At 61.0% G+C, this 15,458-nt stretch carries 17 protein-coding genes; 6 read left to right on the forward strand and 11 right to left on the reverse strand.

The window, feature by feature from the left end; genetic code table 11:
* Window positions 1–67 precede the first annotated feature (67 nt).
* Entirely contained in the window at window positions 68–505 is a 438-nt protein-coding gene (locus tag QF010_RS19440) for a DUF3995 domain-containing protein (protein ID WP_033057650.1), read from the forward strand.
* A 23-nt stretch (window positions 506–528) separates the two neighbouring features.
* Here the strand turns inward: QF010_RS19440 and QF010_RS19445 are convergent, their stop codons facing one another.
* From QF010_RS19445 to QF010_RS19475, 7 genes are all read right to left on the reverse strand, one after another.
* Window positions 529–891, reverse strand: a complete 363-nt coding sequence (locus tag QF010_RS19445) for a Na+/H+ antiporter subunit G (RefSeq protein WP_033057651.1) — start codon at window positions 889–891, stop codon at window positions 529–531.
* The gene (locus QF010_RS19450; RefSeq protein WP_008151692.1) at window positions 888–1,166 is read right to left on the reverse strand and encodes a K+/H+ antiporter subunit F; all 279 of its coding nucleotides are present in this window, start codon (window positions 1,164–1,166) and stop codon (window positions 888–890) included. Before QF010_RS19450 ends, QF010_RS19445 begins: the two co-directional genes overlap by 4 nt.
* The gene (locus tag QF010_RS19455) at window positions 1,163–1,651 is read right to left on the reverse strand and encodes a Na+/H+ antiporter subunit E (protein WP_033057653.1); all 489 of its coding nucleotides are present in this window, start codon (window positions 1,649–1,651) and stop codon (window positions 1,163–1,165) included. The genes QF010_RS19450 and QF010_RS19455 overlap by 4 nt, the downstream gene beginning before the upstream one ends.
* The gene (locus QF010_RS19460) at window positions 1,648–3,330 is read right to left on the reverse strand and encodes a monovalent cation/H+ antiporter subunit D (RefSeq protein ID WP_429533728.1); all 1,683 of its coding nucleotides are present in this window, start codon (window positions 3,328–3,330) and stop codon (window positions 1,648–1,650) included. Before QF010_RS19460 ends, QF010_RS19455 begins: the two co-directional genes overlap by 4 nt.
* Entirely contained in the window at window positions 3,327–3,671 is a 345-nt protein-coding gene (locus QF010_RS19465; protein ID WP_007986256.1) for a Na+/H+ antiporter subunit C, read from the reverse strand. The genes QF010_RS19460 and QF010_RS19465 overlap by 4 nt, the downstream gene beginning before the upstream one ends.
* A complete protein-coding gene (locus tag QF010_RS19470; protein ID WP_429533729.1) occupies window positions 3,671–6,589 on the reverse strand; it encodes a monovalent cation/H+ antiporter subunit A in 2,919 nt (972 codons plus the stop codon). The genes QF010_RS19465 and QF010_RS19470 overlap by 1 nt, the downstream gene beginning before the upstream one ends.
* 271 nt (window positions 6,590–6,860) lie before the next feature.
* On the reverse strand, window positions 6,861–7,865 hold the full coding sequence (locus QF010_RS19475) for a DMT family transporter (RefSeq protein ID WP_429533758.1): 1,005 nt from the start codon (window positions 7,863–7,865) through the stop codon (window positions 6,861–6,863).
* A 15-nt stretch (window positions 7,866–7,880) separates the two neighbouring features.
* On the opposite strand from QF010_RS19475, the gene QF010_RS19480 reads away from it, so the two are divergent.
* From QF010_RS19480 to QF010_RS19500, 5 genes are all read left to right on the forward strand, one after another.
* On the forward strand, window positions 7,881–8,444 hold the full coding sequence (locus QF010_RS19480) for a helix-turn-helix domain-containing protein (protein ID WP_429533730.1): 564 nt from the start codon (window positions 7,881–7,883) through the stop codon (window positions 8,442–8,444).
* A 155-nt stretch (window positions 8,445–8,599) separates the two neighbouring features.
* On the forward strand, window positions 8,600–9,802 hold the full coding sequence (locus tag QF010_RS19485; RefSeq protein ID WP_429509325.1) for an SfnB family sulfur acquisition oxidoreductase: 1,203 nt from the start codon (window positions 8,600–8,602) through the stop codon (window positions 9,800–9,802).
* Window positions 9,803–9,812: 10 nt separating this feature from the next.
* Complete coding sequence (locus tag QF010_RS19490) at window positions 9,813–10,250, forward strand: acyl-CoA dehydrogenase (RefSeq protein ID WP_429509326.1); 438 nt, start codon at window positions 9,813–9,815, stop codon at window positions 10,248–10,250.
* Window positions 10,250–11,653 (forward strand): LLM class flavin-dependent oxidoreductase, encoded by a 1,404-nt coding sequence (locus QF010_RS19495; RefSeq protein WP_429533731.1) that lies wholly within the window; start codon window positions 10,250–10,252, stop codon window positions 11,651–11,653. Before QF010_RS19490 ends, QF010_RS19495 begins: the two co-directional genes overlap by 1 nt.
* A 168-nt stretch (window positions 11,654–11,821) precedes the next feature.
* Window positions 11,822–13,258: an FAD/NAD(P)-binding protein gene (locus QF010_RS19500; protein ID WP_429533732.1), complete on the forward strand. Its 1,437-nt coding sequence runs from the start codon at window positions 11,822–11,824 to the stop codon at window positions 13,256–13,258.
* 239 nt (window positions 13,259–13,497) lie between these two features.
* On the opposite strand, the gene QF010_RS19505 is transcribed toward QF010_RS19500, so the two are convergent.
* From QF010_RS19505 to QF010_RS19520, 4 genes are all read right to left on the reverse strand, one after another.
* On the reverse strand, window positions 13,498–13,722 hold the full coding sequence (locus QF010_RS19505; RefSeq protein ID WP_033057668.1) for a hypothetical protein: 225 nt from the start codon (window positions 13,720–13,722) through the stop codon (window positions 13,498–13,500).
* A gap of 107 nt (window positions 13,723–13,829) precedes the next feature.
* Window positions 13,830–13,970 carry a hypothetical protein gene (locus QF010_RS19510; protein WP_429533733.1) on the reverse strand — a complete coding sequence of 47 codons (141 nt, stop codon included), beginning with the start codon at window positions 13,968–13,970 and terminating at the stop codon, window positions 13,830–13,832.
* 85 nt (window positions 13,971–14,055) lie between these two features.
* Complete coding sequence (locus tag QF010_RS19515) at window positions 14,056–14,358, reverse strand: phage infection protein (RefSeq protein WP_429533734.1); 303 nt, start codon at window positions 14,356–14,358, stop codon at window positions 14,056–14,058.
* 197 nt (window positions 14,359–14,555) lie between these two features.
* Window positions 14,556–15,296 (reverse strand): response regulator, encoded by a 741-nt coding sequence (locus QF010_RS19520; RefSeq protein ID WP_033057672.1) that lies wholly within the window; start codon window positions 15,294–15,296, stop codon window positions 14,556–14,558.
* Between the last annotated feature and the right edge of the window lie 162 nt (window positions 15,297–15,458).

Consider the following 15,458-nt stretch of genomic DNA (forward strand, 5'->3'; position numbering starts at 1 on the left):
GAATACCCTTACAAAATCGTTCAAGGAAGTTCATTCTGCTGCGACATTTCACGCTGGAAGTCCGAATATGAGCCTATTGATCGCGCAATGGATGGCTGCCATCTTCCTGTTGATCAGCCTGATCCACCTGTACTGGGCGGCAGGTGGCAAGTTGGGGAGCGAGGCGGCGGTCCCGCGAATATCCACGAAGGACGGCGGGGAATCCAGGCCGGCCTTCAAGCCTTCAGGCTTTGCCACGTTGCTGGTGGCGGTCGGGTTGCTGCTGATTGCGATGCTGGTGTGCTTGCGAGTCGGCCTGTATCTGCCGACGGTGCATCACTGGTCGCTGCAATGGGTGATCAGCGCGATTGCGATGCTGATGTTCGCCCGGGCGATCGGCGATTCGCATCTGATGGGGTTCTTCAAACAGGTGAAGGATTCGAAATTTGCCCGGCTCGACACCTGGGCCTATTCGCCGTTGTGCGTGGTGTTGGGGGCGGGGTTGTTGGCCGTTGCCTGGATCTGAGCTAAAGCAAGATCTTTTGGCGTCTAACTCCCGCTCTCGGTGCGCCGGCTACTCACCTCAGCCGGCACATCATCCCCCGCCATGCGCTTGCGAAACAGCGCCGCCCGCGCCAGCAACAGCGTGGTCACCGGCACCGTGATCGACAACAGAATCGGAATCAGCCAGGCATGCAACACCGGCCCGGACTTGAGTGCCGAAAAGTAAATGATCGAGGCCAGCGCCACGCACCAGGCGCCCAAGGTCGACGCCAGCGCCGGTGGGTGCATGCGCTGGAAATAGTCCTTCATCCGCACCAGGCCAATGGCGCCGATCAGCGCAAACAGGCTGCTGAGCACCAGCAGGATCGCCACCGGAATTTCAACCCACAGAGACAGTTCAGCGCTCATTCGATCACCTCGCCACGCAGCAGGAATTTCGCCAGGGCAAACGAGCCGACGAAACCGAACAGCGCAATCAGCAGCGCCGCCTCGAAGTAAGTGTCACTGGCATAACGAATGCCCAGCGCCAGCATCATCAGCATCGCGATGATGTACAGGTAATCCAGCGCCAGAACCCGGTCCTGGGCCGACGGCCCCTTGAACAGCCGGATCAGGGTCAGAATCATCGCCAGCGAAAAGATGAACAGGCTCAACAGGATCGCGTTCGACAGCAAGGCGCTCATTCGAAGATCTCCATCAAGGGGCGCTCGTAGGTCGCCTTGAAGTGCTGGATGAACAGCGCTTCGTCATCCAGATCAAAGACGTGCAGCAACAGAATGCTGCGGTCCAGCGCCAGTTCCGACCATACGGTGCCGGGAATCACCGTGCAGATCATCGACAACGCGGCCAGGCCATTGGCGTCACGCAAGTCCAGCGGCACTTTGATGAAGCGCGAACGCGGTGGACGGCGACCGGCGTTGAGCACGCCCCAGGCCACGGCGAGGTTGGACACCACCACGTCGCGACCGACAAGAAAGAACAAACGCACAATGACGCCCGGCCGACGAGTGCGGATCGGCAGCGGTCGCAGCTTGCGCATCATCAACGGCGCGCAGAACCCCAGCACCGCGCCCAGCAGCAGATTGCCGGGGCTCATCGACAGGTTCAGCACCAGCCACAGCAGCCACAGGGACAGCGACAACCAGGGAGCCGGAAACAGACGCTTCATGGTGTGACCTCCGCTACCGCGGCTTTGGCTTCCGGGCTTGGAATCGCACGGGTACCGAGCACCGCCATCACGTATTGCTGCGGGTTGTTCAAGGCTTGGGCGGCCGCCTGGGTGTAACGCAGCAGCGGTTCAGCCTGGAAGGTCAGCGCAATGCTCAAACCCAGCAGCGCGATGATCGGCACGCATTCGAAACGTCGCAGCAACGGCGACGGTCGCTCTTCAGGCGTCCAGAACCGCTGGATGCCCAAGCGCGAGAACGCGATCAACGACGCCAGCCCGGAGAGGACCAGCAACGCCAGCAAGCCCCACGCGGCATTGGAAATCGGCTCATCGCTGCCATTGCCCAGGCCCAACGGATTGAGCAAGGCGCTGAGCAGGCCGAGTTTGCCAATGAACCCCGAGAGCGGCGGCATGCCGATGATCAGCAGCGAGCAGGCAATGAAGCTCAACCCGAGGAACGCCATGGTCCAGGGAATCACCTGGCCGACCACGGCTTTCTGCTCGTCATCGAGGTTGATGCCTTTGGGCGGCTGCAAGGATTCCAACGGGCGCGGCAGATCGCCGTCATCGAACAACGGCATTTCATTGGCCGAACGCGAGCGCTCGATCAACTCGGCCAACAGGAACAACGCGCTCAGCGCCAGGGTCGAGCTGACCAGATAGAACAGTGCCGCGCCGATCAGGTTGGGCTGGGCGAAACCGATGGCCGACAGCAAAATCCCGGCCGACACCAGAATGCTCAGGCTGGCCAGGCGCTCCAGTCGTTGTGCGGCGAGGATCGCCACGGCGGCGCAGACGATGGTCGCCATGCCACCGTAGATCAGCCAGTCACCGCCAAAGTACGCCGAGGCGCCGGCCTGGCCTGAGAACAGCAGGGTCCACAAGCGCAGCAAGGTGTAGACGCCGACCTTGGTCATGATCGCGAACATCGCCGCCACCGGCGCGCTCGCCGCGGAATAGGCCGGCACCAGCCAGAAGTTCAGCGGCCACATCCCGGCCTTGGCCAGGAACGCCACGGCCAGAATCCCCGCGCCGGCATGCAGCAGGCCGCGATCGGCTTCCGGCACCAGCGGGATTTTCAGCGCCAGGTCGGCCATGTTCAGGGTGCCAGTGACGCCGTAGATCAACGCCGCGCCGATCAAAAACAGTGACGAGGCCAACAGGTTGATCGAGATGTAATGCAAACCCGCCGATACCCGCGACCGGCCCGAACCGTGGAGCATCAGGCCGTAAGAGGCCGCCAGCAACACTTCAAAAAACACAAACAGGTTGAACAGGTCCGCCGTCAGGAACGCGCCATACAGGCCCATCATCTGAATCTGGAACAGCGCGTGGAAACTCGAACCGGCGCCGTCCCAACGGGCCATGGCGAACAGCAGGGCGCTGACACCGATAATCCCGGTCAGCACCAGCATCAGCGCCGACAGTCGATCGACCACCAGCACGATACCGAACGGCACCTGCCAGTTGCCCGGCAGGTACACGCCGATGGAGCCGGGGACGCCCGTTTCCTGAGTCCATTGCAGCAACAGCACGGCAATGCCCAACCCCACCAGGCTGGATAACAGGTTGATCTTGGCCTTCAGCGGACGGTGTTTCTCCCCCAGCATCAGCATCACGGCGGCGGTCAGCAGCGGCAGCAGAATCGGTGCAGCGATCAGGTGCGGCATCAGATTCATTCTTTAGGCTCCCGGCCATCCACATGGTCGGTACCGGTCAGGCCCCGGGAAGCCAGCAGCACCACCAGAAACAACGCGGTCATGGCGAAGCTGATCACGATGGCGGTCAACACCAGCGCTTGCGGCAGCGGGTCGGTGTAGTGCAACAGGTCCTGCGGCACGCCGTCCTTGATGATTGGCTCCTTGCCGATAAACAGGCTGCCCATGCTGAAGATGAACAGGTTGACGCCGTAGGACAGCAAGCACAGGCCCATTACCACCTGAAACGTCCGTGGCCGCAGGATCAGCCAGACGCCGGACGCGGCCAGCACGCCGATGGCGATTGCGATGACTTCTTCCATCAGACGGTTCCTTGTGTGGCGACGGATCGAGGCAGGGCAGCGGTTTTGTGACCCCGTACCGATTGGTGGGCGAGGGCGGTGAGGATCAACAGGGTCGAACCGACCACCACGGCGTACACGCCAATGTCGAAGAACAGCGCACTGGCGATGTGAATGTCACCGAACACTGGCAGTTCGAAATGCCAGGTGTGGGTGGTCAGGAACGGATACCCGACGGCCATCGCTCCAAGCCCGGTGACCGTGGCAAACAGCAGGCCGGTGCCCATCCAGCGCAGCGGTCGCAGGCTCATTTGTGCCTCGACCCACTGCGTGCCGGCGACCATGTATTGCAGGATGAACGCTACGGACATCACCAGGCCCGCGACAAACCCGCCACCCGGTTGATTGTGGCCGCGCATGAACAGGTAGACCGACACGATAAATGCGATCGGTAGCAGCAGACGCACCAGCACCGCCGGCACCATCATGAAGCCGAGCGCGGTGTCACTGGCGTGACGCGGGTTGACCAGATCGGTGACCACGTCCGGTGCCAGCAAACGTTGCTGGGCGGGCAATTGCAGGCTTTCTTTCGGAGGTCGGAAGCGTCGCAGCAGGGCGAATACGGTCAGGGCCACAGCCACCAGCACGGTGATTTCACCGAGGGTGTCGAAGCCGCGGAAGTCCACCAGCATCACGTTGACCACGTTGCTGCCGCCGCCTTCGGGCAGGGCGCGGCTGAGGTAGAACGAGGAAATGTCGTTCGGGGTCTGGCGCGTCAACATCGCGTAGGCCAGCAACGCCATGCCGCCACCGACCACGGTCGACAGCAGCAAGTCACGGATACGGCGGATGCGCGCCTTGCGCAGGGTGCTCGGCAGCGGCGACACCTCTTCGATCCGTCGAGGTAGCCAGCGCAGACCGAGGAGGATCAACACTGTCGTCACCACTTCCACGGCCAATTGCGTCAGCGCCAGGTCCGGTGCCGAGAACCAGACGAAGGTGATGCAGGTCATCAGGCCGCAGACGCTGACCATGGTCAGGGCCGCGAGCCGGTGATACTTGGCCTGCCATGCCGCGCCGAGGGCACAGGCAATCGCCAGCAGCCAGAGGGTCACGAACACAATCGAACCCGGAATCTTCGGCCGGTCGCCCCAGCTCAGGCTGCTGTGGAGCATCGGGATCAACCCGGCCAGCACGGCCGCGAGCACCACCAGGAACAATTGGGTTTGCAGGCGCTTGGTGCTGATCCGCCGCTCGAGACGACGGGCCAGGCGCATCATGATCACCAGGCCGCGTTCGAACAGGCGCTTGCCGTTGAACCGGCCAATGATCGGCGGGTACTTGAAACGCCCGTGTTTGAGCTGATTGCGCAACAGCAGATAAAGCACGATGCCGCAGGACATGGCGATCAGGCTCATGATCATCGGCGCGTTCCAGCCGTGCCAGATCGCCAGGCTGTATTCAGGCAAAGTGCCGCCCACCACCGGCAGGGCAGCCGCGGCCAGCAACGGGCCGACCACCTGCGCCGGGAAAATCCCCACGACCAGACAGGCGAATACCAGCAACTCCACCGGCGCGCGCATCCAACGGGGCGGCTCGTGCGGCGTGTGCGGCAGGTCGGTGGCGGTCGGGCCGAAGAACACGTCGACGGTAAAGCGCAGCGAGTAGGCAACGCTGAAGGTCCCGGCGATGGTCGCGACGATGGGCAGCGTCATCTCGATCCAGGCCGTGGCATTGATGAACACGGTTTCGGCGAAGAACATCTCTTTGGAGAGGAAGCCGTTGAGCAGCGGCACGCCGGCCATGGAGGCGCTGGCGACCATGGCCAGGGTGGCGGTGAACGGGATCAGCTTGATCAGGCCGCTGAGCTTGCGAATGTCGCGGGTGCCGCTTTCGTGGTCGATGATCCCGGCGGCCATGAACAGCGAAGCCTTGAACGTGGCATGGTTGAGAATGTGGAACACCGCGGCCACGGCGGCCAGCGGACTGTTCAAACCCAGCAGCAGGGTGATCAGGCCGAGGTGGCTGATGGTCGAGTAGGCCAGCAATCCTTTGAGGTCATTCTGGAACATTGCGCAATACGCACCGAGCAACAGCGTGCAAGCGCCGGCGCCGCTGACGATGTAGAACCATTCTTCACTGCCGGACAGCGACGGCCACAGTCGTGCGAGGAGAAACACCCCGGCCTTGACCATGGTCGCCGAGTGCAGATAGGCCGAAACCGGTGTCGGCGCCGCCATCGCGTGGGGCAGCCAGAAGTGGAAGGGGAATTGCGCGCTTTTGCTCAGGGCGCCGATCAGGATCAGGGGTAGCAGAATAGGGTAGAGGGCGTGTGCGCGAATCAGATCGCCGGCGGCCAGGACCTTGTCCAGGTCATAGCTGCCGACCACATGGCCGAGCAGCATGACCCCCGCCAGCAGACACAAACCGCCTGCGCCGGTGACCATCAGTGCCATATAAGCACCGCGTCGCGCATCGGCGCGGTGGTGCCAGTAGCCGATCAACAGGAACGAAAAGAGGCTGGTCAGCTCCCAGAAAAACACGATCTGGATCAGGTTGCCGGAGATCACCAGCCCGAGCATGGCGCCCATGAACGCCAGGAAAAACGCGAAGAACCGTGGCACCGGATCGTCAGGTGACATGTAGTAGCGGGCGTACAACGAAACCAGTGTGCCGATGCCCAGCACCAGCATCGAGAACAGCCAGGCGAAGCCGTCCATGCGCAAGACGAAGTTCAGGCCAAGGCTGGGCAACCAGAAAAACTCTTCGCGGATCACGCCGCCATCGGCGATTTGCGGGTACAAGAGGGCGACCTGAACGGTGCCTATCAAGGCAACCAGACCAGCCAACAAAGATTCGGTGTTACGCGCGTTGTGCGGCAGCAAGGCTGCCAGACAGCTTCCGATAAAAGGCAGAAGCAGTAGAACTATCAGGGACATAGGCTTCTAATCTGCGGAAGTTTGTGAAGCATCATACGTGCCAGCTCCCGGATAACCAAACGCCAAGCTGTCGCAGAATCCTACAAGGTAGACGGAAAAAACCTGATTCACATTGTTTCAGGAAGTGCGATTTCGCCTGTGCTGGCCCCATCGCGGGCAAGCCCGCTCCCACAGGAATTGTGGTTGTACACAAAACTCATGTACACCTTCAGACCCTGTGGGAGCGGGCTTGCCCGCGATGGCTTCCTATCAAACACCGCAGAATGGCGGCTTATCGCTGTGTTTCCCGCTCCATCTCTTCTTCAGCCGCAGCAGCCTTACCCTTGGTCTTCAACTCACTGACAATCACCGCCGCCACAATCAACCCCGCACCCACCAGCGCAATCGCCGGCAACCGCTCCCCGGCGATCCGCCCGACAATCCCGGCCCACACTGGCTCACCGGCATAAATCAAGGTCGCCCGGGTCGGCGAAACACTCTTCTGCGCCCAGTTCATCGCCACTTGAATCGCCGCACTGGCCGCGCCCAAGCCCAACGCGCTGCATAACAGCAGCCAGGAGAAGTCCGGAATCCTTTCCTGAGTCGGCACCACCATCAAAAACGCCAGCGCCGAGGTGACCGCCAATTGCACCACCGTCACCCGCCGCACATCGACTTGGCCGGCATAGGTGCTGATCAAAATGATTTCTGCCGCAATCGCCACGGCGCTGATCAACGTGGCGATTTCACCCGGGCTGAAATTGAACGAAGCGCCGGCCGGTCCCGACAGCAACATCAACCCGGTAAACGCCAGCATGATCCCGATGCTCGGCATCAACCCCGGACGCCGCCCCAGCACCAGCCATTGCAGCAACGGCACGAAGGGCACGTACAACGCGGTAATAAACGCCGACTGACTGCTGGGAATGCTCTGCAACCCGACGGTCTGCAAACCATAACCAAGCATGATCGCCACACCGATAAAGGCCCCGGCCTTGAGTTCGAACAGCGTCAGCTCGCGCAGATGACGCCAGGAGAACAGCGCAACAATGATCGCTGCCGCGGTAAAGCGCAGGCCGACGAAGAACATCGGTCCGCTGACCGTCATCGCGTGCTGCACCAGCAAGAAGGTGCCGCCCCAGACCATGGTGATCAGCACCAGCACGCACTCGGCCTTGCTGAACCGCGAGAAACGGGGGGAAGTGTGAGGGGTATTCACCGACGTCATGACCTTGCGTGCTACCTGAGGGGGACGCACAATGCGCCGAATGTTGCGCAGTATACTGCCCAACCCCATCAAGTGAGCAATATAGTGCACAAAGATTCTACCCAGCGGGCTTCGGTCCTCCAGCACGTCAGCCTAAACGTTCGACGCTTGCGCCACGCCGCCGACATGAGCCAGGCGACGCTGGCGGAAAAATCCGGGGTCAGCCGCCGGATGCTGGTGGCCATCGAGGCCGGCGAGAAGAACGTCAGCCTGACCACCCTCGACCGCGTGGCCGAAGCGTTGGACGTCGCGTTCAGCGACCTGATCCAGGCCCCGGATGCCCGCGACCCGAGTCGCATCAACGAAGTGGCCTGGGCCGGGACGATTCCTGGCAGCAAAGCCGTTTTACTGTCCAAAGCCACCGCCACCCGTGAGGTGGAACAGTGGGAATGGTGCCTGCAACCGGGGGAAATCTACCCGTCGCAACCGGATGCCGAGGGTTGGAGTGAACAGATCTACGTGTTCGAAGGCTGCCTGACGCTGATGCTGGGCGATACACCGCATGAGATCGCTGCCGGCGAGTTCTACATGTTTGCCAGCAACCAGCCCCACGCCTATCGCAACGATGGGGCGGTGGCGGCGCGGTTTGTGCGAAATGTGGTGATCTAACTGTTTGCGGATCAACACTGGATAGACACTTTGCTGTTTTAAAGCGGCGAGCCGTTCTCGGATAATTCTTTAACCTATTGAAAATAAATTAATTTAGTTTCAGGCACGACTCCTGCAAAAGCTCTGGTGCATTCACCAGATCCCGGAGTCGGCCCATGACAGCCTCTGCCCAACCCCTTCGCACCGCCCATGTGATCCGCTCGGACGCCGAAGCCATCGCCGTCGCCCACAAGCTCGCCGCACGCTTCGCCATCGAGGCCAGCGTGCGGGATCGCGAGCGACGCTTGCCGGTCGCCGAGCTCGACGAGTTCTCCGCCAGCGGCCTCTGGGGCATCACCGTTCCCAAGGCATACGGTGGCGCCGGCGTTTCCTACGTGACCGTCGCTGAGGTGATCAAGATCATTTCCGCCGCCGATTCGTCCCTCGGCCAGATCCCGCAAAACCACCTCGGCGTGCTCGACATCCTGCTGCAAACCGCCACCGAAGAGCAGAAGCGTTACTACTTCGGCAAAGTCCTGCAGGGTTACCGTTTCGGCAACGCCTTCTCCGAATCCAAAAGTAAAAATGCCGGTGCCTTTGAAACCCGTATCCGCTTCGATAAAGACACCGCGCAGATTGATGGCGAAAAGTTCTACTGCACCGGCGCCTTGTTCGCGCACATCGTGCCAGCGGTGGCGGTCAATGAAGAGAACAAGGCTTTCATCGCCTTCATCGAGCGTGACACTCCCGGCTTGACCGTTATCGACAGCTGGGACGGTTTCGGCCAGCGCACCACGGCCAGCGGCGGTGTCACCCTGAACGCGGTGAAGGTTCCGCTCAGTGCTGTGATCCCGGCTCACAAGGCCTTTGACGAACCCACCGCCGACGGCCCGATTTCACAAATCATTCAGGCGGCCGTGGACACCGGCATTGCCGTCGGCGCCCTGGAAGAAACCAAACGCTACGCGCGCGAAGCCCGGCCCTGGATCGACAGCGGGCAGGATCACGGCTGGCAGGACCCGTTCAGCATCGCTGCGATCGGCGACCTCGAATGGCGGGTCCACGGCACCGAAGCGATCCTCAAAAAGTCCGGTCGCGCAATCGACCATGCCTTGCTCAACCCCAACGAAGACACAGTTGCCCGCGCCTCGGTGGTGGTTGCCCAGGCCAAAGTGCTGTCCGCCGAGATCGCCTTGCTTGCCAGCAGCAAACTCTTCGAACTGGCCGGTACTCGCTCGGTGCTCGGCAAATACAACCTCGACCGTCACTGGCGCAACGCCCGGACGCACACCCTGCACGATCCGGCACGCTGGAAATACCACCTGATCGGCAACTACCTGCTCAACGGCGTGAAGCCTGCGCGCCACGCCTGGAACTGAGGAGCCCACCATGAACGCTTTGACTCAACCGATTGTTGCCGGGCAGCCCCTGGCCAAAAGTCAGCATGATTTGCACAACGCTCGCAGCGTGCTTGATGCGACGTTGCGTTTCGTCCGGCAGCAGGCCCAAGCCACGGATGACCCTTACGTCATCAGCCGCTTCGGCGATTTGCACATCCGCATCGAAGTCGCCGCCGCGCTGCTCGAACGCGCCGAAGACTTTCTGAACCGCGTTGATGACGACACGGAAATCAGCGTCGCCATCGCCGAGTCGCACCTGGCCAGCGTCGACGCTTTAAATGCTGTCAGCAACGCCGAATTCGAACTCACCGGCCAACGCACTGTGTTGCCCGGATCGCTGCATGATCCGTTGCACCGCAAACTCCACCTCATCGGCAACTTCCGCCTCAACGGCATCCACCCCCCAAGCTTCAGGAGTGCTGTTTGATGGGCCGAGAAATTCGTCTCAACGCGTTTGACATGAACTGCGTCGGTCACCAGTCGCCGGGTTTATGGGCGCATCCACGAGATCGCTCCTGGCAGTACAAGGATCTGGAGTACTGGACCGATCTGGCGAAAATCCTCGAGCGCGGCAAGTTCGACGGTTTGTTCATTGCCGACGTGTTGGGCATCTACGACGTCTACAACGGCAATGGTGACGCGGCGATCCGTCAGGCGGCGCAGGTGCCGGTCAACGACCCACTGCAATTGATTCCGCCGATGGCGCTGGTCACCGAGCATCTGGGGTTCGGCCTGACCGCCTCGTTGTCGTTCGAACACCCGTATCCGTTCGCCCGACGCCTGTCGACGCTCGATCACCTGACCAAGGGCCGTGCCGGCTGGAACATCGTCACCTCTTACCTGGAAAGCGGTGCGAAGAACCTCGGCCAGAAAAACCAGACCGAACACGACGCCCGTTACGACTTCGCCGAAGAGTACCTGGAGGTTTGCTACAAACTGTGGGAAGGCAGTTGGGAAGAGGGTGCGATCCTGCGGGATCGCGAGCGGCGGATCTTCAGCGACCCGAGCAAAATCCACGAAATCCGGCACGTCGGTAAGCACTTCCAGGTACCGGGCATTCACCTCTGCGAACCTTCGCCACAACGCACACCGGTGCTCTATCAGGCTGGCGCATCGAGTCGCGGCAAGCAGTTTGCCGCCGAGCATGCCGAGTGTGTGTTCGTTGCTGCTCCGTCGAAAGTGCTGCTGAAGAAAACCGTTGCCGACATCCGTCGTCGCGCTGCCGAAGCCGGACGCGATCCGTCGAAGATCCTGATCTTCAACCTGCAAACCGTGATCCTCGGCGAGACCGACGCCAAGGCCAAAGCCAAGTTCGAGGAATACAAAACCTGGGTCAGTTATGAAGGTGCGATGGCGTTGATCTCTGGCTGGACCGGGATCGATTTCAGCCAGTTCAAACCGGATGAACCGCTCAAGCATGTGCACACCAACGCCATTCAATCGGCGGTGGAAGCGTTCTCCACGGCGGACCCGAACAAGGTCTGGACACCTAACGAACTGGCTGACTGGGTGGGCATCGGCGGTTTTGGACCGTTGTTTGTCGGCAGCCCGGAGACCGTCGCCGACTTGTTGCAGGAGTGGGTCGAGGAGACCGATGTGGACGGCTTTAACCTGGCCTATGCACTGACCCATGAAACCTTCATCGACGCTGTGGAATTACTGGTGCCGGAGTTGCAGAAACGTGGGGTCTACAAAACCGAATACGCGCCGGGGACCTTGCGCGAGAAGTTGTTTGGGGAAGGGCCGAGATTGCCGGAGACTCATCCGGGTGCGGGTTATCGAGACCTGTCTGCGTTGCGACAGCAGGAGAAGAAAGTGGTCTCCTATTGATGATCGTTTCCACGTTCTGCGTGCCAACGATCAGGATCAGAGGCAAGCGTTGCGAGTCAGCGGTATTTCTCCGTCCTACTTTGGTATTGCTTGATGAACCTTCATAGGTTTGGCGCCTATTATCGTCCAGGAGATTTTCGAGATGAAACATTGATCAGTGAGAACGCCATGACTGAAACCCAAAGCGGGCAGGCCACCGACGCCATTCGCCACGCGGACATCCTGATCGTCGGCGGCGGCCTCAGCGGTACAATGCTGGCGGCGCAGTTGCTGCGCCTGCCGGGCAAACGCCAAGTGCTGGTGATCGAACCCCGCGCCGAACTGGGACGGGGCGAGGCGTACAGCGCGGTCGAATTGGGCCATACGCTCAACGGCAACGCGGCGCGGATGAGCGTCGACCCGGACAACGCCGACGACCTGACCCAATGGCTGACCGAGTACATCGCGGCCGGCGGTTGGCCGGAGTCTGATGAGCAACATGTGCCGGTGAGCGAATTGTTCCCGCCACGGGGGATTTTCGGTTTGTACGTGCAGCAGCGCCTGGCGGAAGCGCAAGCGGTGGGGGTGGTGAACGGTTCAACGGTCGAGCATGTGCGGGCCGAGGTGGTTGACCTGCAAACCCGGGACGATTCTGTGTTGCTGACGTTGAGCGACGGGCAACGCTTGCAGGGCGCCTATGCCGTACTGGCGACCGGGATGTTTCCCGCTGCGCGTACCCCACAGACCGAATCCAGCGGCTTGAACGCCGCCGCGCTTGACCCGTGGGACGTCGCGGCGATGCAGCAACTCGATCCGCAGTCGACCGTGCTGATCATCGGTTCGGGCCTGACCATGGTCGATGCCGTGGTGTCGCTGGAACAGGCCGGGCATCGCGGGCCGATCGAAGTGTTTTCCCGGCATGGCTTGCTGCCTCATGTACGTCGTCAGCCACCGGCCTGGGTGGATTTTCTCGCCGAGGATCAGAGCCTTCGCACACCGCGACAGCTGGTGCGCGAACTGCGTCGGCATTGCCGGGACGCGATCGCTCAAGGCATCGACTGGCAGGCGCCGCTCGACACCGTGCGGGCACACATCGGCCGCTTGTGGAATCAGGCGACGGACGTGCAGCGTCGGCAGTTTGTGCGGCATGTGCGGCCATGGTGGGAAAGTCATCACCACCGCTCGCCGCCGTTGAGTGCCGAACTGGTAGAGCGCTTGCACAAGGAAGGGCGGTTGCGGATTCAGGCGGCATCGTTCAAAGGGCTGGAGCCTTCAGCGGACGGCGCAGTGAGCATCCGCATTCGGCGTCGTGGTGAAGCAGAAACTACCGTTGTCAGCGGCGCGGCGTTGATCAATTCCAGCGGCATCGAATACGACTGGCGCCGGGTCGCCCGACCGCTGCCACAGCAACTGCTGGCACGCGGACTAGTCCGGCCGGGGCCGTTGGCGCTGGGGATCGCGGCAGCAGTCGATGGCGCGGTGTTGGGCGCCGATGAACACGTCGCCAGCCGTCTGTTCGCAATGGGCCCACCGTTGCGCGGCATGTGGTGGGAAAGCACCGCGGTGACTGACGTCGCGAGCCAGGCCAAGGCGCTTGCCGCTCGCCTGACAACAACGCCCCTGTAGCAACTGCCGAGCCTGCGAGGCTGCGTTCGATCGCGCAGCGGTCGTAAAACCTGAGTGCACGATCTGGCTGAAAAAACGTATCACCTGATTCTGCGACCGCTGCGCGCTCGAACGCAGCCTCGCAGGCTCGGCAGCTGCTACAGATATCTCGAGCCTGTATTTCAACATTAAAGACAAGAAACCCCGGGGAGATCGGATCTCCCCGGGGTTTCTTGTTTCAAGCAGAGCAAATCCGTTGATCAATAACGCTGATACTTCGAACCGAACTCAGGGCGGTTTTCAGCGACGTAGAGTTTGCTCGCCTGACTGTCTTTGTGATCAACGCCGACGGTGTTCACGTTCAGTGTGGCCGGTTGGCTGACTTTGGCCGTGGCAACAATCTGCGAGGTGGCGTGAGGGGCGGCGATGGCGGAGGTGGCGCCAAGAACCGAAAGGGCAAATCCAAGACCGATAATGCTTTTCATGATGATGCTCCAGAGCGTGGGGAGAAGATGTGGCCACTGTAGTGCTGGAGCATCGCGATGAAAAAACACCCTGACGCATAGTTGTAATCGAGAGCGTTGATCCATTGTCAGCGGGGTGTGTTGTCGCTGAGCCAGCGCTGCTTGAGTTGTTCCAGACGCCCATCGCGGTTCATCTCGTCCAGCGCCTGTTGCCAGCGTGCGGGAAAATGCAGGGCTGATAACTTCGCTTGAACGGTGTACTTACCCATGAAACACCCCATCAGTTGTGTCCAACTTTTGGGGTGCAGACCCGAGCGTGGGAACGATCAATCTCTGCCGCTGTGTAGATCTCTTTCAATACCGCTGATATTTCGAGCCGAACTCGGCGCGGTTTTCCGCGACAACCACACCACCGCGTACCGCATTGCTCGGGCTGACCGATGCAACACGTTCGCGCAGTTCTTGCAGACGGTCGGCACCGCCTTCGGCCACGCGATTCTCGATCAGACGATCGGAGCCGCCTTCCACCAGCAGTTGTTGAACCTGGCCAGGGGACGCAGCCTTGCCGGTGTGGGCCGATGCCAGGCTCGACAGGCCGAGACCACCAACCAGCGCCAGACCGAGTGCCAGGGACGAGACTTTCGAGAAGTTGAACATGGGTAATTCTCCGTGCGTTTAGTTTGAGTGGGTCGGTAGCTGCTGCTATCCGGTGATCACAGTTAAACGCTCGGGTGTATCGGTGATGTGTGCTCGAACCAGCCGAAATCGGTGTCTGCGTATCTGTCGCCGGTTCTTATACAGACGGATACAAAGCCCTATGAAAAAGTCCCCTCAGGTTCGGCTGGGAGAGCGCTTCATGATTCTGCACCGAGCAATTCCACCGGGTAGGAGAACACATAGCCTTCGCTGCGTACGGTTTTGATGTAGGTCGAGTCCCGTGAGTCATCCATCAATCGCTGGCGCAGACGGCTTACCAGCAAATCAATCGAGCGGTCGAACAGGTCGGCGTCGCGACCCTGGGTCAGGTTGAGCAGTTGGTCACGGCTGAGCACCCGTTGCGGGTGATCGAGGAACACCCGCAACAGACGGTATTCGGCGCCACTGAGGGCTACCATCGTGCCGTCTTCGTCGAGCAAGTGCCGGGCGGTGGTGTCCAGGCGCCAGCGACCAAAACCCAGCAATCGGCCCGTTTCGGTGATCAGCAGGTTGGGCGGCAGCATCCGGGTGCGGCGCAACACGGCATTGATCCGCGCCAGCAGTTCGCGGGCGGCGAAGGGTTTGGTCAGGTAATCGTCGGCGCCCATTTCCAGGCCGAGGATGCGATCGGTTTCGTCGTTGCGTGCGGTGAGCATCAGGATCGGCGTGGCTTTGTGTTTGCCCGAGCGCAATTCGCGGCACAGCAGCAGGCCGTCATCGCCGGGCATCATGATGTCCAGCACGATCAGGTCCACCTGATTGGTTTCCAGAAAACTGCGCATCTGCCGGCCATCGGCAACCACCGTGGTGCGCAGGCCGTTTTTCTTCAGGTAATTGCCGACCAGTTCGCGAATCTCCCGGTCGTCGTCGACGATCAGGATGTGGTTCACATGTTCCATCGCTCAAGCCTCTTGTTATTCGCTTTGTATCGCACTGTATCTGGCGCCCTTTGTGACACCTTACGCCTTAATACGCCTGGTTTTACGACACATGGCAGATACCTCGGGCCGATTAAATGGGTTCCATCGAGACAAGACGACTTGCCTCGCAACCACCGCCCA

Origin of the sequence: Pseudomonas silensiensis (assembly GCF_050434865.1) — a bacterium.
GTDB lineage: Bacteria > Pseudomonadota > Gammaproteobacteria > Pseudomonadales > Pseudomonadaceae > Aquipseudomonas > Aquipseudomonas fluorescens_W.

Bases quoted from the DNA above. Each gene is read 5' to 3' on its own strand.
- QF010_RS19495 (WP_429533731.1), top strand. From the start codon at position 10,250: ATGGGCCGAGAAATTCGTCTCAACGCGTTTGACATGAACTGCGTCGGT.
- QF010_RS19505 (WP_033057668.1), bottom strand. From the start codon at position 13,722: ATGAAAAGCATTATCGGTCTTGGATTTGCCCTTTCGGTTCTTGGCGCC.
- QF010_RS19455 (WP_033057653.1), bottom strand. From the start codon at position 1,651: ATGAAGCGTCTGTTTCCGGCTCCCTGGTTGTCGCTGTCCCTGTGGCTG.
- QF010_RS19470 (WP_429533729.1), bottom strand. From the start codon at position 6,589: ATGTCCCTGATAGTTCTACTGCTTCTGCCTTTTATCGGAAGCTGTCTG.
- QF010_RS19445 (WP_033057651.1), bottom strand. From the start codon at position 891: ATGAGCGCTGAACTGTCTCTGTGGGTTGAAATTCCGGTGGCGATCCTG.
- QF010_RS19510 (WP_429533733.1), bottom strand. From the start codon at position 13,970: ATGGGTAAGTACACCGTTCAAGCGAAGTTATCAGCCCTGCATTTTCCC.
- QF010_RS19520 (WP_033057672.1), bottom strand. From the start codon at position 15,296: ATGGAACATGTGAACCACATCCTGATCGTCGACGACGACCGGGAGATT.
- QF010_RS19500 (WP_429533732.1), top strand. From the start codon at position 11,822: ATGACTGAAACCCAAAGCGGGCAGGCCACCGACGCCATTCGCCACGCG.
- QF010_RS19465 (WP_007986256.1), bottom strand. From the start codon at position 3,671: ATGGAAGAAGTCATCGCAATCGCCATCGGCGTGCTGGCCGCGTCCGGC.
- QF010_RS19490 (WP_429509326.1), top strand. From the start codon at position 9,813: ATGAACGCTTTGACTCAACCGATTGTTGCCGGGCAGCCCCTGGCCAAA.
- QF010_RS19485 (WP_429509325.1), top strand. From the start codon at position 8,600: ATGACAGCCTCTGCCCAACCCCTTCGCACCGCCCATGTGATCCGCTCG.
- QF010_RS19475 (WP_429533758.1), bottom strand. From the start codon at position 7,865: ATGGGGTTGGGCAGTATACTGCGCAACATTCGGCGCATTGTGCGTCCC.
- QF010_RS19515 (WP_429533734.1), bottom strand. From the start codon at position 14,358: ATGTTCAACTTCTCGAAAGTCTCGTCCCTGGCACTCGGTCTGGCGCTG.
- QF010_RS19460 (WP_429533728.1), bottom strand. From the start codon at position 3,330: ATGAATCTGATGCCGCACCTGATCGCTGCACCGATTCTGCTGCCGCTG.
- QF010_RS19450 (WP_008151692.1), bottom strand. From the start codon at position 1,166: ATGAGCGCCTTGCTGTCGAACGCGATCCTGTTGAGCCTGTTCATCTTT.
- QF010_RS19440 (WP_033057650.1), top strand. From the start codon at position 68: ATGAGCCTATTGATCGCGCAATGGATGGCTGCCATCTTCCTGTTGATC.